Genomic DNA, 26,957 nt, shown 5'->3' on the forward strand with positions numbered 1-26,957 from the left:
GAAGTTCAGGAGGGGGAGGAAGTCCGGGCGGGGGCGGAGCGGCGGACCCGGGCCCGCGGCACGACCAGCGGCGTACCGGTCTCCGGGTCGGGCACCACTCGGCACGGCACGCCGAACACGGCCTCCACCAGCTCGGCCGTGAGCACCTCGGCGGGCGGACCGGCCGCGGCGAGCCGTCCGTCCTTGAGCACCACCAGGTGGTCGGCGTACCGGGCGGCCTGTCCGAGGTCGTGCAGCACCATGACCACGGTGCGCCCGGCCTCGGCGTGCAGGTCGGCGACCAGGTCCAGCACGTCGAGCTGGTGCCGCAGGTCGAGGAAGGTGGTCGGCTCGTCGAGCAGCAGCAGGTCGGTCTCCTGGGCGAGCGCGAGCGCGATCCAGACCCGCTGGCGCTGCCCGCCGGAGAGCCGGTCGACCTGCCGGTCGCGCAGTTCGGCGGTGCCGGTGCGCTCCAGCGCCTCCTCGACCGCCGCCTGGTCGGCCTTGGACCACGGGCTGAGCATCCGCTGGTGCGGGTAGCGGCCGAGCCGGACCAGCGCCTCGACGGTGACCGCCTCGGGCGTGACCGGTTGCTGGGGCAGCAGGCCCATCCGCTTGGCGAGCGTCCGGGCGGGCACCCGGTGGATGTCGGCGCCGTCCAGGGTGACGGTGCCGGCGGCCGGGTCGAGCAGCCGGACCAGCCCGCGCAGCAGGGTCGACTTGCCGCAGGCGTTCGGTCCGACGATCGCGGTGACGGCGCCGCCGGGCAGTTCGAGGTCGAGCCCCTCGACGATGGTCCGGTCGCCGTAGCGCAGCCCGAGGCCGTGGACGGCGAGCCGGTTCCCGGCGGTGCGACCGGCCGTGGGATCGATGGCGCGACCGGCGGTGGGATCGGCGGCGTGATCGGCGGTGAGGTCGGTGGCGGGCGAGGTCATCAGCTGCTCCTCTGGGAAAGCCGGCCCTGGCGGATCATCAGCACCAGGAGCCAGGGCGCGCCGAGGGTGGCGGTGACGGCACCGACCGGCAGGCCGTGGACGGGGATCACGTGCAGCACGAGGAGGTCGGCGGAGAGCAGCAGCACGGCGCCGGTGAGCGCGGTGAGGCCGAGGGTGCCGGGGGTGGGCGGTCCGGCGAGCAGTCGGACCAGGTGCGGGACGGCGAGTGCGACGAAGGCGACCGGGCCGGTCAGGGCGGCGGCCAGCGAGGCGAGGGTGATGGTGAGCAGCAGCAGCCAGAGCCGGTCCCGGGCGGGGTTCAGGCCGAGGGCGCCGGCCGAGTCGTCGCCGAGGTCGAGCACGGAGACCCGCCGCTGGCAGAGCACCACGGCCCCGGCGGTCAGCGCGATGGCGGTGCCGCCGATCCACACCTCGGTCCAGTTGCGGCCGTACAGCGAGCCGGTGGTCCACTGCATCGCGGAGGAGGCCAGCTCGGCCGGGAACCGTACGATCATCAGGTTCACGGCGGCGGCCAGGCCCTGCTGGACCGCCAGCCCGACCAGGATCAGCCGGGTGACGGCCATCCTGGAGCGCCACGCGAAGCCGCCGAGCAGCAGCGCGGCGAGCAACCCGCCACCGACCGCGGCCAGCGGGATCAGCTGCTGCGAGGCGCCGGTGGCGAGCATCAGCACCGCGCCGAAGGAGGCGCCGCCGGTGATGCCGATGGTGTCGGGGGCGGCCAGCGGGTTGCGGAACAGCCGCTGCAGCATCGAGCCGGCCATCGCCAGCCCGGCGCCCGCGATCAGTGCGGACACCACACGCGGCGCCCGGAACTGCTGCACCACCAGGACGTCGCCGGGCGAGCCCTGGCCGAACAGGGCGCGCAGCGCGTCCCAGGCGGAGATGCTCACCTGGCCGGTGCCGAGGGCGATACCGGTGAGCACCACCAGCAGGACGACGGCCAGCAGCGACCAGGCGGCGGTACGGGCCCGGCGGCGCGCGATCGCGCTCAACGGGGCGGTGCGCGGGCTCGGTCGGCCACGCTCGGGGGTGGTCGGGGTGGTCGGGGTGGTCGGGGCGGGCTGGTGGCCGCCCTTCGGGGCGGTCGGCACGCTCACTTGGCCACCCTCCGGGCCAGCACCGCGAGCAGCGGCGCGCCGAGGAAGGCGGTCACGATGCCGACCTCGATCTCGGAGGGCTGCACCACCAGCCGGCCGAGCACGTCGGCGGCGAGCAGCAGCAGGGGCCCGGCGATCAGGCAGCCGGGCAGCAGCCAGCGGTGGTCGTTGCCGAGCAGTGGGCGGACCAGGTGCGGCGCGGCCAGTCCGATGAACGCCACCGGTCCGGAGACGGCGACCGCGCTGCCCGCGAGCAGGACCACGGCCAGTCCGCCGACCACCCGGATCCGGGCCACCGGCACGCCCAGCGCCTGGGCGGTCTCGTCACCGAGGGCCAGGGCGTTCAGCGCGGGGGAGATCGCGAGGGCGGCCAGCAGGCCGAGCACCAGGAACGGCAGGACGGGGGTGAGGGTGTCCAGGTGGCGTCCGGCGATCGAGCCGGCCAGCCAGAACCGGGCCTCGTCCAGGGTGCGGTGACTGGCCAGCATCAGCGCGGAGGTCCAGGAGGTGAGCACCACGGTGAGCACGGTGCCGCCGAGCGCGAGCCGGACCGGGTCGAGGTCCCCGCCGCGCCGTGACATGGCGTACGCGGCGACGGCCGCGACGGCCGCCCCGGCGAACGCGAACCAGACGTACTCGGACGGGCGGGAGAGGCCCAGCGCGTAGATCGCGGCGACCACGGCGAGGCTCGCACCGGCGTTGATGCCGAGGGTGGCCGGGGAGGCCAGCGGGTTGCGGGTGACGCCCTGGGCGACCGCCCCGGCGACGCCGAGCGCGGCCCCGACGGCCAGTCCGATGAGCGTGCGCGGGACCCGAAGGCCCGTCACCACGTCGGCGTCCCCGCCGTGCGCGGCGCCGGTGAGGGCGTCGACGACGGTGGACAGCGGGATGGATCGGGAGCCCAGCGCAAGGCTCAGGGCGGCGCACAGCACGAGCGCGCCCACTCCGGCGGCCAGCAGCAACGGCCGCTTGACCGCCGAGGAACGGGGCGTCGCCGGGGCCGTGGCGGCCGGCGGATCGGTTCTCAGCACGAGAGGACATCTTAGGTTAGGTTTGCCTGACCTCGTCAACCGCGGGTGGGCGGCCGGGCGGCCTCTTCGGCCTTGTGGCCGTGGGGTGTTGGAGAAAGCGGATGGTCAGTAGTCGAACAGTTGAACGGCTGCCATCCGGGGTTCGGGTGCCCCTGATCGTTATAAGGTGAGGCTCGCCTTAATTGATCAATCGGAGTCGATGACGGGAGAGCCGATGTTTTCCGGAACACCCCTGTCCGGTGCACCGCCCGAGCCCGTTGCACCCCTGCCCGTGGCGTCGGCCCACAGCATCGCGGGGCAGGCGGCTGCTCTGGTCGGCGACTACGAACGGCTGCGCCGGCTCTGCCCGGTGCTCCGGCTGCACCTGCTCGACCCCGCCGAGCCCGACCCGGCGGCCGCCGACGGCTGGTACTCCGGCGCCCGACTCGCCGCCGAAGAACGGGCCCTGGCCGCGGTCCTGGCCGGAGAAGAGGCCCGGATCGCAGCCGAGCACGGCCGGGCGCCCCGCCCGCACGTCACCGCCTCCCGGCTGCTCCACCACTACGCCTGGTCCGTCTGCCTGCTCATCGCCGGGCCCTGGCACCTCGCCCGGCGGGTCCCCCGCATCGACCCCGTCGACCTCTGGCTGCACGCCCCCACCGGCGCCCTCGCGCTGCGGCCGCGCGGGTCCGTCACCCTCCCCGGCGACGACGAACTGCGCGCCGAACTGCGGGCCGCCGTGGTCGCCCACCTGGAACCGGTGCTGGCCGCGTTCACCGGGCCGACCCGACGCCGCGACCGCGCGCTCTGGGGCATGGTGACGGACGACCTCGCCTCCGCGGTCTGGTACCTCGGCCGGATGCTCGACGCCGCCGGGACGGATGCTGCCGGAACCGCGGACCTCGCCGGAACAACGGACCTCGCCGGAACAACGGACCTCGCCGGAACCGCCGGCGAGGACGCCGCCGTCGCGGCCGCCGGGGCCCTGCTGCCCGGTGGCACCCTTCCGTTGCCCGGAGCCGCCGACTTCCGTCGGCTGCGCACCCCGGACGGCCGCGAGCACCACACCCGCACCCGGCTCGGCTGCTGCCTCTACTACGCCGTCAAGCCCGAGGCCCTCGCCTGCCTGACCTGCCCGCGCACCTGCGACGAGGAGCGGCTGCGCCGGTTCTGACCCGGCGCCGGCGCTCTGACCCGGCGCCGAGGCTCCGACCCGCCGGCACTCCGACCCGGCGCTACCGACCGTCCGCGGCGCCCTCCGGACGGTCGGACCGCCGCAGTACCGCGGTGCCCCGCTCCAGGTCGATCCCGAAGTGCGGCGGCGCCCCGGCCTGGGTGTCGTCCCGGTGCGAGGCCTGCTCCCGTTGCTGCTCGACCTGGATCCGCTTGCCCGGGCTGAACATCGCCTGCAGTTCGTCCAGCGCCCCGCCGCCGCCCACCCCGACGCCCGGCGCCCGCTCGCGACGGCGCGGCGAGGACTCGCCCCGGACCTGCCAGCCGGCCAGGGCCACCAGCCCGAGCACCGCCGCGACCGCGCACGCCACACCCACCACAAGTCCCATGCCCGGTCCAACGGGGTTCCCCCGCACCGGTGTTCCCCGTGCCGGAGTTCCAGGCACCGGCGCTCCCGGCATCGGTCATGTACCGGCTAGGCTGCCCGCGGACCCTAAGGAGAGCTCTCACCCATGACCGTGCACGGAATCCTCGTGGACCTTCCGACGGCGGACGGCACCGCCGACGCCTACCTCACCCGCCCCGACGACGACCGGCCCCACCCCGGCGTCCTGCTCTACCAGGACGGCTTCGGAGTCCGCCCCTACCTGAAGGCCATGGCCGACCGGATCGCCGAGGCCGGGTACACCGTCCTGGTTCCCAACGTGTACTACCGCTCGGGCCGCGCGCCGTTGATCGAACTGCCCGAGCTGATCGACATCGAGCAGTGCGACGAGATCTTCGCCACGCTCGGCCCGCTGCTCGCCGCGGCCACCGTCCCGGACGTGGTCCTCCGCGACGCGGAGGCCTACCTGGCCTGGTTCGCCGACTCCCCGCTGGTCGCGGACGGCCCGATCGGCGTCACCGGCTACTGCCTCGGCGCCTACCTCTCGCTGCGCACCGCCATCGGCCACCCGGACCGGGTCGCCGCCGCAGCCTGCTTCCACGGTGGCCGCCTCGTCAGCGACCGCCCGGACAGCCCGCACCTGGAGGCCGGCCGGATCACCGCCGAGCTGTACTTCGGCCACGCCGACCAGGACCCGTCGATGACGTCCGAGCAGATCGCCGAGCTCGACGAGGCCCTCACCGCCGCCGGGGTCCGCTTCCGCTCCGAGGTGTACGAGGGCTCCACCCACGGTTACACCCAGGCCGACACCTCCCGCTACGACGCGGTCGGCGACGCCCGGCACTGGACGGCGCTCCTCGACCTGCTGAAGCGCGCCCTCCCGGCGTAGCGCCCGGTGCGTCGGCACGCACGGCGCGGCACGCACGGCGCGGCACGCACGGCGCGGCACGCACGGCACGGCACCGTACGAGGAAACCCACCGGTGCAACCCGGTTCGGAATCCGCCCGGTCGACCCCGGGCGGATTCCGGGCGGATTCCTCCCTGTCGGCCCCCGATCCATCGGCCGTACCGTGGGAGCCGGGGTCGCGCCGCGCCGGAGCGGTGGGCCCCGTCGACGCGAGCCACGGGGGAGTCGAACATGCCGATCAGGCCGAGTAGCCGGATCACCCGACCCGACCGCCGGGCGCTGGAGGGCGTTCAGCGGGACATCGCCGAGGTGTTGGCCGAACACACGCCCGGCGGGGTGCGCCCCGGTGAACTCGACCGGGGCGGACGGGTGTTGTGCTGGCTGGAGGCGGGTCCGGCCGAGGTAGGCCGATCGTCCTGGTCGCGGGCTGCGGCACCTCCTCGCTCACCTGGGCCCCGCTGCTGCCCGAACTCGCCGGTTCGGGGCGGGTGGTGGCGTACGACCGGGCCGGGCTCGGGGCCAGCGACCCGGATCGCGTCCCGGCGCCGACCCTGGCGGCGCAGGTCGCGGACCTGGCCGCGCTGGTGCGGCACCTGGACGCCGGTCCGGCCGTTCTGGTCGGCCACAGCTGGGGCGGTCAGCTGGCCCGACTCCTGCTCCGGCGGCGGCCGGAGCTGGTGGCCGGGCTGGTCCTGGTGGATCCGGCGCACGAGGACTTCCGGCCGCGTGCGATCAGTGTGATCGAGACGGCACTGACCCGGTACGGGCTGCTCCGGACGGCGCTGGCACCCGCCCGGCCGACCCCGGGTGACGCGCTCGCCCGGGCCGAGGCGGCCGTCCTCGCCCACCCCCACCAGCGGCGGGCCGTGCTCGCCGAGAACCGGCTGTCGAACCGCGCCACCGCGCAGTTGCGCCGGCTGCGGGCGGCCGGGCCGCTGCCCGAGGTGCCGGTGACCGTGCTGAGCGCGACCGAAGGGTTGCCGCGCGTGCTGCGCGCCCGCTTCACCGCCGCGCAGGCCCGGATCACGGCCGGTACCGCCCGAGGCGTCCACGCCGTGGTGCCCGGCGCCGGGCACGCCGTCCACCAGGACGTGCCGGGGGCCGTCGTCGCGGCCGTCCGGGAGGTGTCCGGCCGCTCCCGAAACGCCCGGAAGGCCGGATCCTGAGGGGTGATTCCCGTCCCTACCAGGGCTGCTGAGTCCCTGACACGCTCTGGCACACTGTGTGCCGACGACCCGGCGGGGAGGGTCATGACACCGGGGGGCAGGGGAGATGAGTAGCGCGGGAACCGTGCTCGGCGGGCGGTACACGCTGGTCGAGAAGGTCGGTGGCGGGGGGATGGGCGCGGTCTGGCGCGCCGAGGACCAGGTGCTGGCCCGGCCGGTCGCCGTCAAGATCCTCCGGGCGGACCTGTTCGAGGACGACACCTCCGTCCAACGCTTCCGCCGCGAGGCCCAGTTGGTCGCGGCGATCGACCACCCGGGCATCGTGGGCGTCCACGACTACGGGGAGAGCGGCGCGGGTGGCTCCGACGATCCGGACGCCTCCGGCGACGACACCCACTGCGCCTACATCGTGATGGACCTGATCGAGGGCCGGCCGCTCAACCAGGTGCTCAAGGAGGACGGCCCGATGAGCGCGGAGCGCGCCCTGGGCCTGCTCGCCGACGCCCTGGACGCGCTGCACGCCGCCCACCGGCGCGGGATCGTGCACCGTGACCTCAAGCCCTCCAACCTGATGGTGCGCGAGGACGGCGGGGTGGTGATCACCGACTTCGGCATCGCCCGGGCCGTGGCCAGCACCAAGCTCACCGCGCCGTACGCGATCATCGGCACCGCCGCCTACATGTCCCCCGAGCAGGCCTCCGGGGAGACCACCGGCCCGGCCTCCGACCTCTACTCGATCGGCGTGGTCGGCTACGAGTTGCTGGTCGGGCAGGTGCCGTACCTGGGGGAGGGGCCGCTGCAGGTCGCGCTCAAGCACGTCAACCAGCCGGTGCCGGAGCTGCCGGAGACCTTCCCGGCGGCGGTCCGGGCACTGATCGCCACCGCGCTGGCGAAGCGGCCCGAGGACCGTTTCGAGAGCGCCGCCGGGATGGCGTCGGCGGCCCGGGTGGCGATCGGCCTGCCGGGCACGGCGCGGCGGGCGGCGAACACCGGGACGATCGACCTGCGGGCCGGAGCCGGGGCGGGCGCGGAGGTCGCCGCGGTCGGGGGAGCGGCCCCGGCCGCGCCGGAGCAGGTCGTGAAGGTGGACCCGCAGGCCGACACCGAGCCGGGCAAGCGCCGTTCGCGCCGCACCCTGCTGATCCCGATCGTCATCCCGGTCGTCATCTCGATGGGCACGGCCACCGCGCTGCTGATCGACCGCGGTGCCGGCGGCTCCGACGCGGCGGCCGGGACGCCCACCGTCCAGCCGACCGTGGTGGTGACCGTTCCGGCGGCCGCCGCCGGCACCGGCCAGGCCACCACGGCCCCGGCCACCGGCTCCGCGTCCGCCACCCCGCAGCCGACCGACGCGCCGTCGACCGCTCCGGCCGCCGCCCAGCCACCGGCCGGCGGGCAGCTGCCGCCAGGCGGGCAACAGCCCGTTCCGGCCCAGGGCGGGAACGGCGGCGGACCGGGGCGGGGTGGCAGTGGCAGCGGGGGCGGCGCGGGCAATGCGGGCGGGGGCAACGGGGGCGGGGGCAACGGGGCCGGTGCGGGCACCGGCCAGGGTGGCGGTGCGGCGCCCGGCGGCTCCTCGGGCGGCCAGGCCAACCCGCCGGCCGGCGGGGGCGGCAGTGCGGCACAGCCGCCGGCCGGCTCCGGCAACTCGTCCTCCCAGGGCGGAAGTTCGGGCGGGTCCTCGGCCGGTGGCACGTCGTCCCGAGGTGCCCGGCCCTCCTCCTGCGAGGGCAGCAGCTGGAGCACCATCGTCAGCGTCAAGCACGGCAGCCCGATCGGGATGCGCAACGACAACCTGAACGGGGACAACCCGCTCATCCTCGGCGGCGCCTCGCAGTACGGCTGGGTGCGCTCCACCGACCCCGGCGCCTGGACGCTGTTCAACGCCTGCAACAACGGCGGCCCGCAGCTGGTCCAGACCATGGACGGCAAGGTCGTGCTGAGCAACGGTTTCAGCTTCCTCACCAGATGGAGCGTCCGCAGCGGCAGCACCGCGGGCTCGTTCACGCTCGGCGACTACCAGAACCAGTCCTGCATGACGGACAACGGACCGGGCAACGAGATCACCATGGTCACGTGCACGCCCGGAAACACGGCCCAGGAATGGCGGTTGCAGTGATGGATCACGACCGCGTGAACAGCGGTGCGGGCAGCAGCGGTTCGGGCGGCAGCGGCGCGGGCAGTAGCGGCGCGGAGCGTGCCGCGGGCGGCGACGTGGTGCTCTACTGGCGTCCCCTCTGCTCGTTCTGCCTGCAGCTGCGGTTCGGCCTGCTCTTCACCCGCCTGCGGTACAGCCGCCGGTTCACCCGGGTCAACATCTGGAAGTCCCCGGACGCGGCGGCCTTCGTCCGCTCGGTCGCGGACGGCAACGAGACGGTACCGACCGTCACCGTGGCCGGCCGTCCGATGGTGAATCCGTCGCTCCGTCAACTCCTGCGTGCCGTACGGCAGTCCGACGCATCGCCCGCTTCCTGATCGGCCCCTGACCGACCCCTGACCGGCCCCTGGCCGACCCCTCGCGCAGTGGCCCCGAGCCGCCCGTGCCACCGGTTGAACCGGCGTCCGGGCGGCTCTGTGCTGTCCGTCGTCCGGGTCGTCCATTAGCAGACCGTCGTGCGGCGGACAAGGTCGGCCGGTGGCGGGACCTCGCCACCCCTCTGTCAAGGGTATGTATGGAAAGTTCTACAAGGATGTAAAAGTCGATCGTCCGACGATCGCTCTTGACACTCTGTTGGTCCGTTGGTGACCGTCCGCCTGTCGCCCCAGGCGGTCGGCCGTGGTCCGGATCGGAACCCGCTGCAAGGCGCGCTGGATTGCCCCGATTTGACCACCATTTGAATCCCTTTACCAACTGGCGGGACCTGGCCAATTCCTGAGGCAGACCTGTCATTTCACCAGCTGGATTGTCATGCTTCTGGTCACCCCCCAGCGGTAGCCCCCCACCCCCACCCCTCGGTGGCGAGCCGCTCGAACCGCACGGGGTTCCAGCACGTCAGCGCCCGTCCCGCCCCACAGGTGTCGACCCCGGCCCCCGGGACGTGGTGCGACCGCGCCCACACGCGGTTTCCCGGAAGGACTCGCACGTGAAGCGAAAGCTCGCAGCTGTCGCCGTCATCTCGGCCACGGCCCTGTTGACCGGTGTCGTCCAGGTCGCCACCACCGCCCAGGCCACCCCCGCGGCCCCCTCGCTGCAGGCGCAGGCCACCCAGCAGCACGAGGCCGTGCTCGCGGTGGCCAACGGCCAGTCCGCGCCGATCGCCAAGGCGCTCGGCCTCGGTGGCCAGGAGAAGCTGGTCGCCAAGGACGCGATCGTCGACAAGGACGGCACCCGTCACCTGCGCTTCGAGCGCACCTACGCCGGCCTCCCGGTGATCGGCGGCGACCTGGTCGTCCACCAGAAGGCCGACGGCGCCGTGAAGTCGGTCGACAAGGCGGTCTCCGCCCAGATCGCGCTGCCGAGCCTGACCCCGAAGATCCCCGCCGACAAGGCCGCCGACCAGGCCTCCGGCACGGTCAAGGCCACCATCGGCCAGACCATCGACGCGGACGAGTCCCCGCTGGCCGACGTCCACCAGGTCGGCAAGGCCCAGCTGGTCGTGTGGGCCACCACCGGCACCCCGCGGCTCGCCTACCGGACCACCGTCGAGGGCGTGCGCGCCGACGGCACCCCGAGCGCCCAGATCCTGGTCACCGACGCGGCCAGCGGCGAGGTGCTCTCCACCCACGAGAAGATCGAGACCGCGGCCGGCACCGGCACCGGCATCTTCGTCGGCCAGGTGGGCCTGAACACCAACCAGAACGGTTCCCAGTACGAGCTCAAGGACGCCAGCCGCGGCGGCCAGTCCACCACGGACATGAGCAACAGCGAGTCGGGCAGCGGGTCGCTGTTCGCCAACACCAGCAACAGCTTCGGTGACGGCACCAACAACAACCGCGAATCCGCAGCCGTGGACGCCCAGTTCGGCGCCGCGACCACCTGGGACTTCTACAAGAACACCTTCAACCGCAACGGCATCCGCAACGACGGCGTCGGCGCGCTCAGCCGGGTGCACTACGGCTCCAACTACGTCAACGCGTTCTGGAGCGACGACTGCTTCTGCATGTCGTACGGCGACGGCGCCAACAACAGCGCGCCGCTCACCGAGATCGACGTGGCCGGCCACGAGATGACCCACGGCGTCACCGCCGCGACGGCCGCGCTCAACTACTCGGGCGAGTCCGGCGGCCTCAACGAGGCCACCTCGGACATCATGGGCACCATGGTGGAGTGGTACGCCAACCTGCCCTCCAACCCGCCGAACTACTGGATCGGCGAGCTGATCAACCTGCGGGGCGACGGCAGCCCGCTGCGCTACATGGACCAGCCCAGCAAGGACGGCTCCTCGGCCGACTACTGGGACGCCAACGTCGGCAACCTGGACGTGCACTACTCGTCCGGTGTGGCGAACCACTTCTTCTACCTGCTGTCCGAGGGCAGCGGCGCGAAGACCATCAACGGGTTCAACTACAACAGCCCGACGTCGGACGGCTCCTCGCTGGCCGGCATCGGCCGCGACAAGGCCGCGCAGATCTGGTACCGCGCGCTGACCACGTACTTCACGTCGACGACCGACTACGCGGGTGCCCGTGCGGCCACCCTCAGTGCGGCGACGGACCTGTACGGCGCGAACAGCGCCGAGTACAACGCGGTCGCGGCCACCTGGACCGCGGTCAACGTGAACTGACTCGGCCGTGAACCGGGACCGGGCCTGAGTTGGGCAGGCCCGTCCCGGGGCGCGTCCGAGCGGAGCCCGGCCGGACTGTGGGTGCCGAACGGTCGGGCCTGACGGCGGGGGCGACGGTGTGCGGACCACCGTCGCCCCCGCCGTCGCGTGCGTCGGCTGTCGACGTCAACTGGCTTCTGTCCGTCGCCCATTGTGCGCCGCGCGTGGCATGCCGTCCCGCGTCACCCCAGGTCCTTGCGGATCTGGTCCAGGATCAGTCCGGCCCCGGTGTAGCCGATGCCGAGCATCCACAGGTTGTCGTCCACCGGGAACACCTTGCCGTTGCGGACGGCGTCCAGGTTCTTCCACAGCGCGCCCTCGGTGATCCGGCTCCGGTCGGACTTCGCCGGGTCCCCGTACACCGAGTAGAAGATGACGTCGGCCGCCGCCTGGTCCACCTGCTCGGGGCTGATCTCCAGGGAGAACCCGGACTTGTCCTGATTGGCCGGGCGGCCCAGCCCGAGGTCCTTGAACAGTGAGCCCACGAAGGTGTCGTCGAGGTAGAGCCGGGTGGGCGCGCCGGCCAGGAACCGGGCCATCTCGACCCGGGTGGCCGCCGCCTTGGCGGGCCCGCCCAGCGCGGTGACCACGTCCCGCAGCCGGGCGCGGTACGCCGTGTCCGCCGCGTCGGCCTCGCTGCGGCGGCCCATCGCCTCGGCGTGCAGCCGGGCGTTCTCCTTCCAGGCGGGCCCGGTGGTCTTCGACAGCACCGTCGGCGCGATCCTGGACAGCTGGTCGTAGTGCTTGTCGTCGCGGACCTGGTTGCTCAGGATGAGGTCCGGCCGCAGCGCCGCGATCGCCTCCAGGTCGGGTTGGCCGATCGTGCCGACCGGCTTCGTCCCGGCCAGCCGCTCGGCGGGCAGGTAGGCGGGGAAGGACGCACCCGCGTCGACCGTGGTGGCGCCGACCGGGATCAGGCCGAAGGTGACCACCGAGTCCAGGGCGTCGGTGTCCAGTGCCACGACGCGGCCGGCCCGGTCCGGTACGGTGCTCTCCCCGCGCGCGTGCTGGACCGTCCGGGTGCCACCGGAGGCGGAGGAACTCCCGTCGGCGGAACGGGAGTCGGACCCGCAAGCGGCGAGGACCAGGCCCGGGGCGAGTCCGGCGACGAGGCCGAGGGCGCTGCGGCGGCTGAGGGTTCGGGGCATCGGCGGCTCCTCCAACGAACGGGTCGCCCCCATGGGACTGCCCATGGGACCGTCCCCGTCAACGGGCGGGCGCCCCAACTGGCCGACGGCGCCCGGGAATCCCTGCCCGCCCGGTGGCCCCGCTACGCCTCGGGGCCGTACTCCCGTCGCTGGCGCAGCAGTTCGGCGTACTCGGCCTGCACCCGGCGGTCCATCGCAAGGGTGAACTGGGCGTCGGCCACCGTACGGGCGAGCGGCCGCACCCGCAGGATTCGCTCGGTGAGCCGGGCCGCCTCGCCGGGCGCCAGCGGGGTCTCGCCGGAGAGCGCGTTGAGCAGGTGGTCGCTGACCACCTCGATGAAGATCTCGGCGATGGCGTCGACGTACTCCCGGGTGCGCCGGCTGGCGTCCAGCACGGCCGCGAGCGGTACGCCCTCGGCGACGAGTTCGGTGGTGGCGTCCATCAGCCGCCGGCTGATGTGGGTGATCCCGTCGTCCTCGATCGAGATGTAGCCCTGGGCGATGGCCTCGGCGGTGTTCTCCTCGGTGAGCTGGTCCCCGAAGGCGGTCTTCAGCTCCTCCCAGTCGAGGCGGACCGGGGTCTCGTCCGACCAGGGGGCGACGATCGCGGCTTCGAGCCCGATCAGTTCGGCGACGTCCCGCCCGCTCTCGCCGGCGCCGATCAGTTCGGTGATCCCGCCCAGGGTGTGGCCGCGGTCGAGCAGCTCGGCGATCATGCGCAGCCGGGCCAGGTGCTCCTCGCCGTACCAGGCGATCCGGCCCTCCTTGCGGGGCGGCTGGAGCAGTTTGCGCTCGCGGTAGAAGCGCAGGGTGCGGGTGGTGATCCCGGCCGCCTCGGCCAGTTCCTCCACCCGGTACTCGCGTTTTCTGTCGTCCGCAGCAGCTCTGACCTTGTCCACGGCGATCAGCATAGGTCCGTCGGGTCGGCGCGGGAGCCTCCCGGGACTTCGGGAACTTCCGGTGAATCCGGGCTGTCGTGCTCCTTCCCTCCGGTGTCGGCAAGGACTACCCTGCCAATCGTGCCAGTGTTTACTGGCGCAATTGGCAGGGTTCGGGGAGCGCGATCCCCGGAAGAGCGTGAAGACCACCGCCCCACCCTCAGGAGGAGCCGCATGGCATCCAGCAGCAAGCGCCCCCGCTCCGGCACCGCCGGCGCGACCGACACCAGCGCTGCGGCGGAGCCCGTACCGCACGTGCGGGTGGCGGTGATCGGCTCCGGCTTCGGCGGCCTCGGCGCGGCCGTCCGGCTGCGCCGTGCCGGGATCACCGACTTCGTCGTCCTGGAGCGCGCGGACTCGGTCGGCGGCACCTGGCGGGACAACAGCTACCCCGGCTGCGCCTGCGACGTGCCCTCGCACCTCTACTCCTTCTCCTTCGCACCCAACCCCGACTGGCCGCGCAGCTTCTCCGGCCAGCCGGACATCCGCGCCTACCTGGAGAAGGTCGCCACCGTCTTCGGCCTCCGCCCCCACCTGCGCTTCAACGCCGAGGTGCTGGAGGCGCGCTGGGAGAGCGAGCAGACCCGCTGGCGGGTCACCACCACGGCCGGCCAGTGGACCGCCGACGCCGTCGTCTCCGCCGCCGGACCGCTCGCCGACCCGCAGGTCCCCGACCTGCCCGGGCTGAGCTCCTTCCCCGGCAAGGTGTTCCACTCCTCCCGCTGGGACCACGACTTCGACCTCGCCGGCAAGCGCGTCGCGATGGTCGGCACCGGTGCCTCCGCCGCCCAGATCATCCCGTCGATCCAGCCGAGGGTCGGCAAGCTGACGGTCTTCCAACGCACCCCCGCCTGGGTCCTGCCGCGCCGCGACCGCGAGATCACCCAGCTGGAGAAGTGGCTGCACGGCCGCCTGCCGGTCACCGCCAAGATCCGGCGGGGCACCCTCTTCGCCCTCCGCGAGCTCCAGGTGGACGCCTTCGTGCGCCGCCCCGGACTGCTGCGCGTGGTCCAGCAGCTCGCCGAACGCCACATCGCCCAGAGCGTCTCCGACCCGGCGCTGCGCGCCCGGCTGACCCCGGACTACCGGATCGGGTGCAAGCGCATCCTGCTCAGCAACACCTACTACCCGGCGCTCGCCGCCGCCAACACCGAGGTCGTCTCCTCCGGGCTGCGCGAACTGCGCGGCTCCACCCTGGTCGCCGCCGACGGCAGCGAGCACGAGGTGGACGCCATCGTCTTCGGCACCGGCTTCCACGTCACCGACATGCCCATCGGCGCCCGGGTGTTCGGGGCGGACGGGACCAGCCTGGCCGAGGAGTGGAAGGGCGGTATGGAGGCGCTGCGCGGCTCGACCGTGCACGGCTTCCCGAACCTCTTCTTCGTGATCGGCCCCAACACCGGCCTCGGCAACAGCTCGATGATCCTCATGATCGAGTCCCAACTGAACTACCTGATCGACGCGTTGACCACGCTGGACTCGGTCGGCGCCACCGCCATGCAGCCCACCGCGCGCGCCCAGCGGCAGTGGAACCTGGAGCTGCAGCACCGGATGGACCGCACCGTCTGGACCACCGGCGGCTGCCTCAGCTGGTACCTGGACCCGAGCGGCAGGAACACCGTGCTCTGGCCCGGCTCCACCACCTCGTTCCGCCGTGCCACCCGCAAGGTCGACCTCGGCGAGTACGAGCTGATCATGCGCACCGCCCCGACCGGCGGATCCCGCCCCGCCGCCCGTACCGCCGCCCAGGAGGCCAGCGCATGACCGCCGTCCAGCTGCCCGCCGACTACGTACCACCCACGCCCGTCGAGGAGTTGAGCGTCCGCTCGGCGGACGGCATCCGGCTGCACGTCGAGGTGCACGGCCAGCCCGGCGCGCCCACCGTGGTGCTCTCCCACGGCTGGACCTGCTCAACCGCCTTCTGGGCCCCGGTGATCCGGCAACTCGCCGACCGCTACCGGGTGGTGGCCTACGACCAGCGCGGCCACGGGCACAGTGAGATCCCGCCCAGCCGGGCCCGCTACTCCACCCGGGCACTCGCCGACGACCTGGCCGCCGTGCTCGCGCGGACCGTCCCGGCGGGGGAGCGGGCCGTGCTGGCCGGACACAGCATGGGCGGGATGACCATCATGGCCGCCGGCGGCCGCCCCGAGGTCGCCGAGCGCACCGCCGCGAACGTCCTGATCTCCACCGGCCCGGCCGAGTTGGTCGCCGAGCTCACCGTGATGCCGGACGGCGTGCGCGCCCCGGGGCTGCGGCGCTTCCTGCACCGGCAGCTGCTGCGCTCCCGGATGCCGCTCGGGCCGGTCTCCGGGGTCAGCCGGGCCGCGCTCAAGTACGCGGTCATGGGGCCTGGTTCATCCGCCGGGCAGGTCGAGGCGACGGCCCGGATCGTGCACGCCTGCCCGTCCGCCGTCCGCTTCCACTGGGCCGGGGTGCTGGAACGGCTGGACGTGCGCGCCGGACTCGGCCGGATCACGGCCCCCACCGCCGTGGTGGTGGGCACCTCGGACCGGCTGACCCCGCCGGTGCACGCCCACCGGATGGTCGCCGAACTCGCCGACCCGCAGGGGCTGTTGCTGCTGCCGGGAGTCGGCCACATGGCGCCGCTGGAGCGGCCGGAGGAGGTGGCCGCCGAGATCCACCGGATGGCCGCCGCCCACCTGGCCGGCGCGCTTCCCTCCGGTGCTGCCTCGTCCGTAGCTCCTGCCGTCGAACCCGGCTCCGCCGTCGCTGTCGAGAGGACCACCGTCGCATGAACGCCGTCCCGCCGTTGTCCGCGCAGGTCGTGGTGGTCACCGGGGCCGCCCGTGGGGTCGGCGCCTCGCTGGCCCGCAAGCTGGCCCGGCGCGGGGCCAAGGTCGCGCTGCTCGGCCTGGAACCGGAGGAGCTGAAGGCCGTCGCGGCGCAGTGCGGCGCGGCCGCCACCGCCTGGGAGGTGGACGTCACCGACCTGGCGGCACTCAGCGACACCGCGGAACGGATCAAGGAGCACTACGGGCGGATCGACACCGTGGTGGCCAACGCCGGCATCGCGATCGGCGGACCGCTGGCCGACAGCGACCACCGGGCGTTCAGCCGGGTGATCGAGGTCAACCTGCTGGGCAGCGTCGCCACCGCGCGGGCCTTCCTGCCCGCGCTCACCGAGAGCCGCGGCTACCTGCTGCAGATCGCCTCGCTCGCCGCGCTGACACCCGCGCCGTTGATGAGCGCGTACTGCGCCAGCAAGTCCGGGGTGGAGGCCTTCGCCCATTCGATCCGCGCCGAGGTCGCCTACCAGGGGGTCAAGGTCGGTGTGGGCTACCTGAGTTGGACCGACACCGACATGGTGCGCGGCGCCGACCAGGACGCCGCGCTGAAGCAGATGCGCAGCCGGCTGCCGTGGCCGGCCAACAAGACGTACCCGTTGGAGCCGGCGGTGGACCGGATCGTCGCGGGCATCGCCCGCCGGTCCGCCCATGTGTACGCCCAGGCCTGGCTGCGCGGGATGCAGCCGGTGCGCTGGCTGCTGCCGAGCCTGATCGCGGTGGTCGGCTCCCGCGACGTGGCCAGGATCGCCCCGCAGCTCGCGGCCACCGCCGCCTCCCGCCTGCGCGCGGTCGGGGCCGGTGGCGCCGCGGACACGGCGGCGGCGCGGGGGGACCGGACGGGGGCGGAGGACTGACGGCGGACGGCTGACGACCGACGGCTGAACAGCGAACAGCGAACAGCGAACAACAAACAGCTGACAGATAACAGAGTTCGTTATCTGTCAGCTGTTATCTGTTGGTTGTCAGCCGTCATCTGTCATCTGTCGGTTGTCAGTTGTTCGCCGACTCCCGTTCCCGTTTCCCCGCCCGTGGCGATCCCCGCCAACACCCCCAACGCCCGCCCCAGCACCGGCAGCGGCGGCGAGGCCAGTCCGACCCGGACCGCCGACGGCGTGCTCCGCGGGTCGACGGCGAACGCCGCCGCGGCCGTCACCGAGATCCCGGCCCGCGCCGCCGCCGCGACGAAGGTCTCCGCCCGCCAGGCCCCCGGCAGCTCCCACCACAGGTAGTACGAGCACGGGTCCGCCCGCATCCGTTGCCCCGCCAGCACCTCCCGCGCCAGCGCCTGCCGGGCCGCCGCGTCCGTCCGCTTCGCCGCCTCGACCGCCGCCACGGTGCCGTCCCCGATCCAGCGCACCGCCGCCTCCAGCGCGAAACCGCCCGGCGCCCAGCCGCCCGCCCGCAGGGCACCCGCCACCCGGTCGCGCAGCCCGTCCGGGAGGACCGCGAACCCGGTGGTCAGCCCCGGCGCGAGCCGCTTGGACAGGCTGTCCACCAGCACCGTCCGCTCCGGCGCCAGCGCGGCGAGCGGCGCCGCTGCGGGCCGCAGGAAGGACCAGATCGCGTCCTCCACCACCGGCAGGTCCAGCCGTCGCAGCTCCCCGGCCAGCGCGACCGCCCGCTCCTGCGGCAGGCTCGCCCCGGTCGGGTTCTGCAGCCGCGGCTGCAGGTACACCGCGCGCAGCGGCGCGGTCCGGTGCGCCGCCGTCACGGCCCCGGGGAGCAGCCCGTCCCCGTCCATCGGTAGCGGTACCAGCCGGATGCCCAGCCGCTCCGCCACCGCCCTGACCACCGGATACGTCAGCGCCTCCACGCCCAGCCGCTGCCCCGGCGGCACCAGCGCGGACAGTGCCCCCGCGACGGCCTGCCGTCCGTTGCCCGCGAACAGCAGCCGCTCCGGGTCGACGGTCCAGGCGTCCGTCGACAGCAGTCCCGCGAAGGCCCGCCGCGCCGCGCCCGTCCCGACCGCGCCGACCGGACGCAGCGCCGCGCCCAGCGCGTCGGCCCGCAGCAGCGGCGCCAGCCCGGCGGCCAGCAGGTCGGCCTGCCCGGGCGCGGTCGGGTAGTTGAGCTCCAGGTCGACCGGCGCGGCGGCCGGTTCGGCGAGTGCGACCCGTCCGTCGTCGCCGTCCCGTCCGGCCCGGACGAAGGTGCCCCGCCCGACCTCCCCGACGGTCAGGCCGCGCCGGGCGAGCTCGCGGTAGACCCGGGTCGCCGTCGAGTTGGCGATGCCCCGACGGCGGGCGAAGGCGCGCTGGGTGGGCAGTTGCTCGCCGGGTCGCAGTCGTCCGGTGGCGATGTCGGCGGCGATCCCGTCCGCGATCAGCCGGTAGTCGTCCATCGCGAGCCAACCCCTCCTCTGCGGCAACCCCATGATTGCACCGAGCGCAAAGTCATCATTGCATCGACCTCGCGCCGGACCCTAGCCTCCTCCCATGAGCGATTCGCACGCGTTGACGTCGATGATGTCCGGGGCGTCCGGGGTGTCCGGGGTGTCCGGGGCATCCGTGACTTCCGTGACGTCCGTGGTGGACGGTCACGCCGTGCTCGGCGTCGCCGCCGTGGCCCTGGGCATGGTGCTGTCGCCGGGGCCGAACATGATCTACCTGGTCTCACGCTCGATCTCCCAGGGGCGCCGCGCCGGGCTGATCTCCCTGCTGGGCGTGGCGGCCGGCTTCCTGGTCTACCTGGTCGCGGTCACGGCCGGGGTGGCGGCGGTCTTCTCGGTCGTCCCCGCGCTCTACACCGCGATCAAGCTGGTCGGCGCCGGCTACCTGCTCTGGCTGGCCTGGAAGGCGGTCGAGCCCGGCGGCACGGCGGTCTTCGCCCCGCGGCAACTGCCCCCGGACCCGCCCCGCCGACTGTTCGCGATGGGCTTCCTGACCTGCCTGCTCAACCCCAAGATCGCCATCATGTACATCTCGCTGCTCCCCCAGTTCGTGGTGCCCGGGCGCGGCCACGTCGGCCTGCAGAGCCTGGTGCTGGGCCTGGTCCAGATCCTCGTCGCGCTCGCCGTGAACGGCCTGATCGCGATGAGCGCGGGCGGCATCGCCGGGTTCCTCAACCGCCGCCCGGCCTGGCTGCGGATCCAGCGCTACGCGATGGGCACCGTCCTGGCGGGCCTCGCCGTGCGGATCGCTGCCGACCGGGCCAAGGTCGTTGCCGCCTAGGGCAGTCGCCGCCTAGGGCCGTCGCCGCCCAGGAGCGGCGAGCGGTGACCCGCAGCACCAGGAGGCGGACCCCCGGGTGCCGCCGGAGTGGATGCAGTCCGCCGCCGGCCTCCGGCGGGTACGTGGGACGTCGCCCTGGGTGTGGGCACGGCTGCGGTGAGTCGGTACGGTCTGGGCATGACCACAGCCTTGATCACCGGCGCGACCGCCGGCATCGGAGCCGCGTTCGCCCGCCGGCTCGCCCGTAGCGGCTACCAGCTCGTGCTGGTGGCCCGGGACACCGGGCGCCTGGAGCGCGCGAGCGCCGACCTGCACGCGAAGTTCGGCATCGAGGCGGAGGTGCTGACCGCCGACCTCGCCACCGAGGAGGGCATCACCGCCGTCGAGGCCCGGCTCGCGGACACCGAGCGCCCGGTGGACCTCCTGATCAACAACGCCGGCTTCGGCAACAAGGGCGCCTTCGGGACGGTCCCGCTCCAGGACGAGCTGGACATGCTGAAGGTGCACATCGAGGCCGTCCTGCGGCTGACCACGGCCGCCCTGCCGGGGATGCGCGAGCGCGGCCGGGGTGCGATCGTGAACGTCGCCTCGGTGGCCGCCTTCCTGCCGCGCGGGACGTACGGGGCGAGCAAGGCGTGGGTGGTGAGCTTCACCCAGGGCGTGCTGCGTGACCTGGGCGGGACGGGCGTGCGGATGATGGCGCTGTGCCCGGGCTTCACCCGGACCGAGTTCCACGAGCGGGCGGGCATGGGCACCGGCAACATCCCGTCCTGGTCCTGGCTCTCGGCGGAGCGGGTGGTGAACGAGGCGATGCGTGACCTCGCCCGCGGTCGCACGGTGTCCGTGCCGGGCAAGCGCTACAAGCTGGCGGTGGCGGTCGCCCGGGTGCTGCCGTCCGGCAAGCTCGGCGGCCTCTCCAACAAGGCGGCGCGCACCTACCGGACCAACTGAGGCGGTAGGGCCGGGCGGGCGGATCGTCGTCGGCAGCGGGAATAGTGTGAGCCTCACTATTAGCTTGCCTAACTATGAGCTACCCTCGCTATGCTGATGACATCCGCCCGTCCGTCCTACCCAGGGAGGCCCGTTCTTGAGGCCCGCCATCGACTGGACCCCGCCCGAACGCGCCGAGGGCGACCCGCGCCCGCCGGCCCAGTGGCGCCGGATCCTCGCACTGTTCCGCCCCTACCGGGGCCGCCTGACCACCGTCGGCCTGCTGGTCGCCGCCTCCGCCGTGGTGTCGGTGGTCTCCCCGTTCCTGCTCAAGGCCGTGCTGGACACCGCCATCCCGCAGGGCCGCACCGGGCTGCTCAGCCTGCTCGCGCTCGGTATGATCCTCACCGCCGTGGTGAACAGCGTCTTCAACGTGCTGCAGACGCTGATCTCCACCACCGTCGGCCAGCGCGTCATGCACGACCTGCGCACCTCCGTCTACGGCCACCTGCAGCGGCAGTCGCTGGCCTTCTTCACCCGCACCCGCACCGGTGAGGTGCAGTCCCGGATCGCCAACGACATCGGCGGCATGCAGTCCACGGTGACCTCCACCGCGACCAGCCTGGTCTCCAACCTGACCGCGGTGATCGCCTCGATCGTCGCCATGATCGCCCTGGACTGGCGCCTGACCGTCGTCTCGCTGCTGCTGCTCCCGCTGTTCGTCTGGATCAGTCGGCGGGTCGGCCAGGAGCGCAAGAAGATCACCACCGAGCGGCAGAAGCAGCTGGCCGCGATGAGTTCTGCGGTCCAGGAGTCGCTGTCGGTCAGCGGCATCCTGCTCGGCCGCACCATGGGCCGCTCCGACTCGCTCGCCCGGGAGTTCACCCAGCAGTCCGACCAGCTCGCCGACCTGGAGGTGCGGGCCAGCATGGCCGGGCGCTGGCGGATGAACACCATCCAGATCGTGATGGCCGCGATGCCCGCGTTGATCTACTGGGCCGCCGGACTGACCTCCGCGGCCGGTGCGCCGATCGTCTCGGTCGGCACCCTGGTCGCCTTCGTCACCCTGCAGCAGGGCCTGTTCCGTCCGACCGTCAGCCTGCTCTCCACCGGCGTGGACGTGCAGACGTCGCTGGCACTGTTCCAGCGCATCTTCGAGTACCTCGACCTGCCGGTGGAGATCTCCGAACCGCCGCGCCCGGTCGTCCTGGACGACATCCGCGGCGAGGTCCGCTTCGAGGCCGTCGACTTCCGTTACGACCCCGAGCAGGAGCGCCCGACCCTGGCCGGCGTCGAACTCAAGGTCCCGGCCGGGAGTTCACTGGCGGTGGTCGGCGAGACCGGCTCCGGCAAGACCACCCTCAGCTACCTGGTGCCGAGGCTGTACGACGTCACCGGCGGCCGGGTCGCCCTGGACGGCGTGGACGTGCGCGAGCTGTCCTTCGGGACGCTGGCCCGCGCGGTCGGCGTGGTCTCCCAGGAGACCTACCTGTTCCACGCCTCGGTCGCCGAGAACCTGCGCTTCGCCAAGCCCGGCGCCAGCGACGCCGAACTGGTCGAGGCCGCCCGGGCCGCGCAGATCCACGACACCATCGCCGGCCTCCCGGACGGCTACGACACCATGGTCGGCGAACGCGGCTACCGCTTCTCCGGCGGCGAGAAGCAGCGCCTCGCGCTCGCCCGCACCATCCTGCGCAACCCGCCGGTGCTCATCCTGGACGAGGCCACCAGCGCGCTCGACAACCGCACCGAACGCGCCGTCCAGCAGGCCGTGGACACCCTTTCCGCGGGCCGGACCACCATCACCATCGCGCACCGGCTCTCCACCGTCCGGTCCGCCGACCAGATCGCCGTGCTCGACCACGGACGGGTGGTCGAACTCGGCACCCACGAGGAACTGGTGGAGCTGGACGGCCGCTACGCGGCGCTGCTGCGCCGGGAGGCTCCGGAGTCGCCGGACGCGGTGGAGGCCGTGGAGGCTGCCGAGGCCCTGGCCCTGACGAACGCGGCCCTCGGCCACGCGTGATGCTTGCGACGCGTGACCGGACGTCGTCCCGGCCGGGCGGTCAGGCCGCCTTCGGTGCCTCGTTGTAGCTCTCCGCGACCTCCTGGCCGGAGAGCCGCTGGATCGCCGCCATCACCTCGTCGGTCACCTGGCGGCGGGCCTTCAACGCCCGGGCCTGCCCGTGCAGTTCGTCGAAGTGCAGCGGCTCGCCGAAGCGGACGGTCACCTTCTTGAGCCGCGGTACGCGCTTGCCGACCGGCAGGATCTGCTCCGGGCCCTCCAGGGCCACCGGCACCACCGGGACGCCCGCGGTCAGCGCGAGCCAGGCGACGCCCGTCTTGCCCCGGTAGAGCCGCCCGTCCAGCGAGCGGGTGCCCTCGGGGTAGATGCCGAAGGCCTTGCCGGACTCCAGGATCTCCAGCGCCGACTCCAGCGAGGCCTGAGCGGAACGGTAGGTGCCGCGCTCGACCGGCACCGCGCCGATCGCCTCGAAGAAGCCCTTGGAGAGCCGGCCCTTGAGCCCGGTGCCGGTGAAGTACTCGGCCTTGGCGAGGAAGTGGACCCGGCGCGGGGCGGTGAGCGGGATCACCACGCTGTCGATGAACGACAGGTGGTTGCTGGCCAGGATCACCCCGCCCTTGCGCGGCACGTTCTCGATGCCCTCGATGACCGGGCGCCAGATCCCGCGCGACACGGGTTTCAGCACCAGCTTGGTGGCGAGGTCGAGCACGGTTCCCTCCCTGGACGAACGACCGCCCGGGAGGAGCCCGGGTCAGCAATCAGATCCGCAGACTACGACACCCACCCCGGCGGGCGTCCACTCCCGGCGACCGTGGCGAACACCACGGCCGGGTAGGGTGCGTCCGTCCGAACCGAGCAAGACCCCGCAGTACCCAGGAGGGAACGATGGAGAGCGTCGAGGCCATCAAGGAGATGTTCGACCGTATCGACAGGAACGGCGACGGCAAGATCACCGCGGCCGAGTACGCGCTGGCCGCCAACGAGATGGGGGACCACGGCGTCACCCTCTCGATGGCCGAGGCGCTGATCCACGCGATGGACACCCGTCACCAGGGCTACCTGGACTTCGAGGAGTTCCTGGCCGCCCGCCAGCGCTGAGCGCGCGCCGACGGGGCCGGTCGCCGTACCGGCGGCACCGGCTCCCGTCGGCGGCCCCTCGACGGCCCCCGGCCTCCTGAGGCCCCTCGAAGGCCCCCGGCCTCCTGAGGCCCCTCGAAGGCCCCGGAGCGCCCGCCAGGGGTCGCTACCGCCCGGTCACTCGTCGGCCGGCGCCACCGGGAACACCCGGCGCACCACCCGCTCCGCCGCCCCGCCGTCGTCCCAGACGCAGAACCTCGCCCGGAACCGCTCCCGCGCCGCCGGCTCCGGATCGCCCGCGCGCAGCGCCCGCGCCAGCCCGTCCAGGTCGACCGTGACCGCGCCCGGCGGCTCGGCGAACAGGTCGAAGTACACGCCGCGTTCGCGCTGGTACTCCTCCCAGTCCGGCGCGAATATCACCACCGGGCGGTCCAGCACCGCGTAGTCGAACATCATCGACGAGTAGTCCGTCACCAGCGTGTCCGCCGCCAGGTAGAGGTCCTCGACCACCGGGTGCTCCGACACGTCGACGATCTCCGCCGCGTCCGCACCGGCCGTCAGGTCGCCCGGGCCGTCGGTGTGGAAGTAGTGGGTGCGCACCAGCAGCGTGAACCGCGGGCCCAGTCGACGGGCCAGCTCCGCCACGTCCAGCAGCGGCACGTAGCCGCCCTTGCCGCCGCGGTGGGTCGGCGCGTACAGCACCGCCGTGGTGCCGGGGCGCAGTCCCAGCCGCTCGCGCATCGCCCGGACCTCCGCCGAAGTGGCGTTGGCCAGGCGGTCGTTGCGCGGGTAGCCGGTGTCCAGCAGCTCGTACCGGCCGGGGAAGGCCCGGGTGAAGTGCTCACTGGTGTGCGGGTTGGAGGAGACCAGGAAGTCCCAGCGGTCGATCGCCTCCCGGAGCCGGTCGAAGTCCATCCCCTCGGCCGCCTCGGGACGGCCCTGGAGGTCCATGCCCATCGCCTTGAGCGGGGTGCCGTGCTGGGTCTGGACGTGCACCGTGCCCTGGCGCTTCGCCATCGTGCGCGGGAAGTTGACGTTGTTCACGAAGTACTTCGCGGTCGCCATCGCCTTGAGGTAGGCGGGGGTGTTGACGATCACGTACGGCACGCCGGGCGGCATGGCCTCGGCCTGCCGGCGGTTCTCCACCACCCACACGCCCCTGATCTGCGGGGCGAGTTCCTTCGCCTTCTCGTAGATCGCCGCCGGGCTGCACGCGTAACCCCGGTGCCAGTAGGCGGCGTAGACCGCCAGGTGCTCGTCCAGCGGGAGGCGGCGGAACGCGTTGTACGCGGTGAACCGGGCGCCGCTGCGCATGCCCTTCTTCACCGCCGGTGCCACCGCCCGTGCCCCGCGCTTGAGTTCGCGCGGCAGCCGGCCGGTGCGGCGCAGCTCGGCGTACGCGATCCGGGCGCCTCGGGCGGCCAGGCGGTACTGCACGCCGCGCACCCCGCCGGGGAAGCGGTAGTCGGCCGGGCGGTGGCGTTCGAAGTGCACGGCGAGCCGGTGGAAGTAGTCCTTGCGCCGGTGGAGGGGGATCAGTCCCGGGGTGTCGTAGACGTTCAGCGCCTGGCGGACGGTCCGGTCGAAGACCAGGGTGCGCAGCGACTGCGGGACGGGCCGGGCGGGGCCGCCCGGGCGGTCGCAGCGGTCCAGGAAGGCGAAGATGGCGTCGTACTGGGCGAACACGTCGGCGTGCTTGGGGGAGGCGGTGGCGGTGATCGCGCCGTCCCGGCCGCGCCGGTAGAAGTAGCAGGGCCGGTCCAGGTAGCGCAGCCGCTCGGCGGCCAGCAGCGCCGGGTAGGTGACCGAGATGTCCTCGTAGTAGCCGCGTCCGAAGGCGACGTCCAGGCCCTCCAGGAAGGCGCGGCGGAACACCTTGTTCCACACCGACATCACGGTCTGGAACAGCGCCGGGTGCTCGGCCGCGGTGCAGCCCTCGACCAGCGGGGAGCCGACCAGCACGTGCCGCCAGGGGTTGGGCTCGCTCCCGCCGTCCGGGTAGACGTGGGTGAAGTCGGTGAGCAGCACGTCGGCGGGCACCTCGCGGCGCCGTTCCTGGGCCAGCTCGTCCAGGATCACGCCGACCGTCCGCTCGGGCAGCCAGTCGTCGCTGTCCACGAACCAGACGTAGTCGCCGCGCACCTGCGGCAGGGCGGCGGCCCGGGCGCCGCCGAGGCCCTGGTTCTCGGTGAGGTGCATCACGCGCAGCCGGGGGTCACGGGCGGCGTAGGCGTCCAGGATCGCGCCGGAGCCGTCGGGGGAGAGGTCGTCGACCGCGATCACCTCGAAGCGGGTCTCGGCGGCGGGGGTCTCGCCGAGGATCGAGTCGAGGCAGCGCGGCAGGTACCGCTCCACGCCGTGGACCGGAAGCACGATGCTGAGGAGGAGGGACACGCTGGCCGAGTCTACCGATCCACACGGTGCGACCTGCGGGGACGTCCGGCTGTTCGAGCGCCGGGCGGGAGGCGGGGTGGCTGCGTGGGGGCCGGGACCCGGAACCGCCGGTGCCGGGCCCCGAGTGGGGCGGCACCGGCAGTCAGGTGGCGGCCCGGCCGACCCTCGACGGCCGGCCGCCGGTCCGGGCACCGCGCGGACCTGGCCACCGCAGCGTCGAGGTGACCGGGCAGTGGCCCGCGGGAGCCGGGGTTTTTCGTTCGAGCCATTCACCACTCGAACACACGGTCGGTGCGATGCGGGCACCTGCGTGTTGCATCAGATATTGCTTGGAGGATTGACGCGAGTCAATCCCTCGAATGTGTTCACTTCATGAAGTTGTCCGATGGGCCGGTCACCGGGTGCCGCAGGGCGCTGATGATCGTTTTGTCGACCTCGCGGCTGTCCCCTATATAGGAGCGATTCGTCGACACGGCCACGGCTTCGCCCGGGCGCCTTCCCGCGCCCGGCGCACGCGGCGCGAACGGGCGCCGGGCCCGCGCCTCCTGGCCCTGGTGACGGACGGCCGGTCGTGCACCATCATTGATGCCTAGTCGTGACCGCCCTGGTGGCCCCTGGTGCATCGTCAGTTGACGTCGCGCGGTACGGTGGCACAACACCATGGACGGTTGCGCGAAGGCCGTCTCTCACGGATAGTCTTCGCCTCACGGCCCTGGCGCCTCGTAGGGGTGGGAAAACTGATGGAACACATGCAAGTGCGGACTCGGCCCCGTGTGCCGGCGATCCAGTGCGGTGTCGGCGCGACCGGCCGCCGGATCGACCGACACCTGGCCGTGCTCGGCGCGCCCGCGCTCCCGGCGGTGGACACCGCCGAGGCGCTCGGGCTGATAAGGGAGTTGACGCCGCGTGGCGCCGACGCCCCGACGCCGGCCCGTCGTCGCCACACGCGGGTCTCCCTGCTGGCGCCGCTGCGCCGGCTGCGGCGGAGCCTCTTCGGCGGACGCGGCTAGGTCCGGGGTTCCGGCCC

The 26,957-nt window shown here is 73.2% G+C and carries 23 protein-coding genes; 14 read left to right on the plus strand and 9 right to left on the minus strand.

Translation table 11 applies throughout. The features are described from left to right. Positions 1-5: 5 nt before the first annotated feature. The 3 genes from ABTZ03_RS15140 to ABTZ03_RS15150 are packed head-to-tail and all read right to left on the minus strand — an operon-like array spanning position 6 to position 2,994. The gene (locus ABTZ03_RS15140) at positions 6-914 is read right to left on the minus strand and encodes an ABC transporter ATP-binding protein (RefSeq protein ID WP_350513390.1); all 909 of its coding nucleotides are present in this window, start codon (positions 912-914) and stop codon (positions 6-8) included. Continuing rightward, complete coding sequence (locus tag ABTZ03_RS15145) at positions 914-2,032, minus strand: FecCD family ABC transporter permease (RefSeq protein WP_502894474.1); 1,119 nt, start codon at positions 2,030-2,032, stop codon at positions 914-916. The genes ABTZ03_RS15140 and ABTZ03_RS15145 overlap by 1 nt, the downstream gene beginning before the upstream one ends. After that, a complete protein-coding gene (locus ABTZ03_RS15150) occupies positions 2,029-2,994 on the minus strand; it encodes a FecCD family ABC transporter permease (protein WP_350513455.1) in 966 nt (321 codons plus the stop codon). Before ABTZ03_RS15150 ends, ABTZ03_RS15145 begins: the two co-directional genes overlap by 4 nt. Positions 2,995-3,328: 334 nt before the next feature. Here ABTZ03_RS15150 and ABTZ03_RS15155 point away from each other — a divergent pair, with 334 nt between their 5' ends. Continuing rightward, positions 3,329-4,216 carry an iron-sulfur protein gene (locus ABTZ03_RS15155; protein WP_502894476.1) on the plus strand — a complete coding sequence of 296 codons (888 nt, stop codon included), beginning with the start codon at positions 3,329-3,331 and terminating at the stop codon, positions 4,214-4,216. A 61-nt stretch (positions 4,217-4,277) separates the two neighbouring features. On the opposite strand, the gene ABTZ03_RS15160 is transcribed toward ABTZ03_RS15155, so the two are convergent. Next, entirely contained in the window at positions 4,278-4,604 is a 327-nt protein-coding gene (locus tag ABTZ03_RS15160; RefSeq protein ID WP_350513392.1) for a DUF6191 domain-containing protein, read from the minus strand. Between the two features lie 123 nt (positions 4,605-4,727). On the opposite strand from ABTZ03_RS15160, the gene ABTZ03_RS15165 reads away from it, so the two are divergent. The 5 genes from ABTZ03_RS15165 to ABTZ03_RS15185 all read left to right on the plus strand — a co-directional run bounded on the left by ABTZ03_RS15165 (position 4,728) and on the right by ABTZ03_RS15185 (position 11,398). Further along, positions 4,728-5,489 carry a dienelactone hydrolase family protein gene (locus tag ABTZ03_RS15165; RefSeq protein WP_350513393.1) on the plus strand — a complete coding sequence of 254 codons (762 nt, stop codon included), beginning with the start codon at positions 4,728-4,730 and terminating at the stop codon, positions 5,487-5,489. Positions 5,490-5,882: 393 nt separating this feature from the next. Further along, positions 5,883-6,674 (plus strand): alpha/beta fold hydrolase, encoded by a 792-nt coding sequence (locus ABTZ03_RS15170; RefSeq protein ID WP_350513394.1) that lies wholly within the window; start codon positions 5,883-5,885, stop codon positions 6,672-6,674. A 106-nt stretch (positions 6,675-6,780) separates the two neighbouring features. Further along, positions 6,781-8,793: a protein kinase domain-containing protein gene (locus ABTZ03_RS15175; protein ID WP_350513395.1), complete on the plus strand. Its 2,013-nt coding sequence runs from the start codon at positions 6,781-6,783 to the stop codon at positions 8,791-8,793. Further along, the gene (locus ABTZ03_RS15180; protein ID WP_350513396.1) at positions 8,793-9,149 is read left to right on the plus strand and encodes a glutaredoxin domain-containing protein; all 357 of its coding nucleotides are present in this window, start codon (positions 8,793-8,795) and stop codon (positions 9,147-9,149) included. The genes ABTZ03_RS15175 and ABTZ03_RS15180 overlap by 1 nt, the downstream gene beginning before the upstream one ends. 608 nt (positions 9,150-9,757) lie before the next feature. Then, the gene (locus ABTZ03_RS15185) at positions 9,758-11,398 is read left to right on the plus strand and encodes a M4 family metallopeptidase (RefSeq protein ID WP_350513397.1); all 1,641 of its coding nucleotides are present in this window, start codon (positions 9,758-9,760) and stop codon (positions 11,396-11,398) included. Positions 11,399-11,619: 221 nt separating this feature from the next. On the opposite strand, the gene ABTZ03_RS15190 is transcribed toward ABTZ03_RS15185, so the two are convergent. Beyond that, entirely contained in the window at positions 11,620-12,585 is a 966-nt protein-coding gene (locus ABTZ03_RS15190; RefSeq protein ID WP_350513398.1) for an ABC transporter substrate-binding protein, read from the minus strand. A gap of 122 nt (positions 12,586-12,707) precedes the next feature. Then, positions 12,708-13,484 (minus strand): MerR family transcriptional regulator, encoded by a 777-nt coding sequence (locus ABTZ03_RS15195; protein ID WP_350513399.1) that lies wholly within the window; start codon positions 13,482-13,484, stop codon positions 12,708-12,710. 213 nt (positions 13,485-13,697) lie between these two features. On the opposite strand from ABTZ03_RS15195, the gene ABTZ03_RS15200 reads away from it, so the two are divergent. Genes ABTZ03_RS15200 through ABTZ03_RS15210 form a run of 3 tightly spaced genes read left to right on the plus strand, consistent with a single transcriptional unit; the run spans position 13,698 to position 17,187 of the window. Further along, positions 13,698-15,287 carry a flavin-containing monooxygenase gene (locus tag ABTZ03_RS15200; protein ID WP_350513400.1) on the plus strand — a complete coding sequence of 530 codons (1,590 nt, stop codon included), beginning with the start codon at positions 13,698-13,700 and terminating at the stop codon, positions 15,285-15,287. Continuing rightward, the gene (locus ABTZ03_RS15205) at positions 15,284-16,282 is read left to right on the plus strand and encodes an alpha/beta fold hydrolase (protein ID WP_350513401.1); all 999 of its coding nucleotides are present in this window, start codon (positions 15,284-15,286) and stop codon (positions 16,280-16,282) included. The genes ABTZ03_RS15200 and ABTZ03_RS15205 overlap by 4 nt, the downstream gene beginning before the upstream one ends. Continuing rightward, on the plus strand, positions 16,279-17,187 hold the full coding sequence (locus ABTZ03_RS15210) for an SDR family oxidoreductase (RefSeq protein ID WP_350513402.1): 909 nt from the start codon (positions 16,279-16,281) through the stop codon (positions 17,185-17,187). The genes ABTZ03_RS15205 and ABTZ03_RS15210 overlap by 4 nt, the downstream gene beginning before the upstream one ends. Positions 17,188-17,309: 122 nt before the next feature. Here the strand turns inward: ABTZ03_RS15210 and ABTZ03_RS15215 are convergent, their stop codons facing one another. Next, the gene (locus ABTZ03_RS15215; protein WP_350513403.1) at positions 17,310-18,674 is read right to left on the minus strand and encodes an aminotransferase-like domain-containing protein; all 1,365 of its coding nucleotides are present in this window, start codon (positions 18,672-18,674) and stop codon (positions 17,310-17,312) included. 184 nt (positions 18,675-18,858) lie between these two features. Between ABTZ03_RS15215 and ABTZ03_RS15220 the strand changes: the two genes are divergently transcribed. From ABTZ03_RS15220 to ABTZ03_RS15230, 3 genes are all read left to right on the plus strand, one after another. After that, positions 18,859-19,503 (plus strand): LysE family translocator, encoded by a 645-nt coding sequence (locus tag ABTZ03_RS15220; protein WP_350513404.1) that lies wholly within the window; start codon positions 18,859-18,861, stop codon positions 19,501-19,503. 177 nt (positions 19,504-19,680) lie between these two features. After that, positions 19,681-20,454 carry an SDR family NAD(P)-dependent oxidoreductase gene (locus ABTZ03_RS15225; RefSeq protein WP_350513405.1) on the plus strand — a complete coding sequence of 258 codons (774 nt, stop codon included), beginning with the start codon at positions 19,681-19,683 and terminating at the stop codon, positions 20,452-20,454. A gap of 136 nt (positions 20,455-20,590) precedes the next feature. Further along, positions 20,591-22,459, plus strand: coding sequence for an ABC transporter ATP-binding protein (locus ABTZ03_RS15230; protein ID WP_350513406.1), 1,869 nt, complete (start codon positions 20,591-20,593; stop codon positions 22,457-22,459). Positions 22,460-22,499: 40 nt separating this feature from the next. Here the strand turns inward: ABTZ03_RS15230 and ABTZ03_RS15235 are convergent, their stop codons facing one another. Next, the gene (locus ABTZ03_RS15235; protein WP_350513407.1) at positions 22,500-23,168 is read right to left on the minus strand and encodes a lysophospholipid acyltransferase family protein; all 669 of its coding nucleotides are present in this window, start codon (positions 23,166-23,168) and stop codon (positions 22,500-22,502) included. Positions 23,169-23,344: 176 nt separating this feature from the next. Between ABTZ03_RS15235 and ABTZ03_RS15240 the strand changes: the two genes are divergently transcribed. Next, positions 23,345-23,557 (plus strand): EF-hand domain-containing protein, encoded by a 213-nt coding sequence (locus tag ABTZ03_RS15240; protein ID WP_350513408.1) that lies wholly within the window; start codon positions 23,345-23,347, stop codon positions 23,555-23,557. A gap of 156 nt (positions 23,558-23,713) precedes the next feature. Here the strand turns inward: ABTZ03_RS15240 and ABTZ03_RS15245 are convergent, their stop codons facing one another. After that, a complete protein-coding gene (locus ABTZ03_RS15245) occupies positions 23,714-25,930 on the minus strand; it encodes a bifunctional glycosyltransferase/CDP-glycerol:glycerophosphate glycerophosphotransferase (protein WP_350513409.1) in 2,217 nt (738 codons plus the stop codon). 740 nt (positions 25,931-26,670) lie between these two features. Between ABTZ03_RS15245 and ABTZ03_RS15250 the strand changes: the two genes are divergently transcribed. Further along, on the plus strand, positions 26,671-26,940 hold the full coding sequence (locus tag ABTZ03_RS15250; RefSeq protein WP_350513410.1) for a hypothetical protein: 270 nt from the start codon (positions 26,671-26,673) through the stop codon (positions 26,938-26,940). Positions 26,941-26,957 lie beyond the last annotated feature (17 nt).

Source organism: Kitasatospora sp. NPDC096077, assembly GCF_040303245.1.
Classification (GTDB): Bacteria; Actinomycetota; Actinomycetes; order Streptomycetales; family Streptomycetaceae; genus Kitasatospora.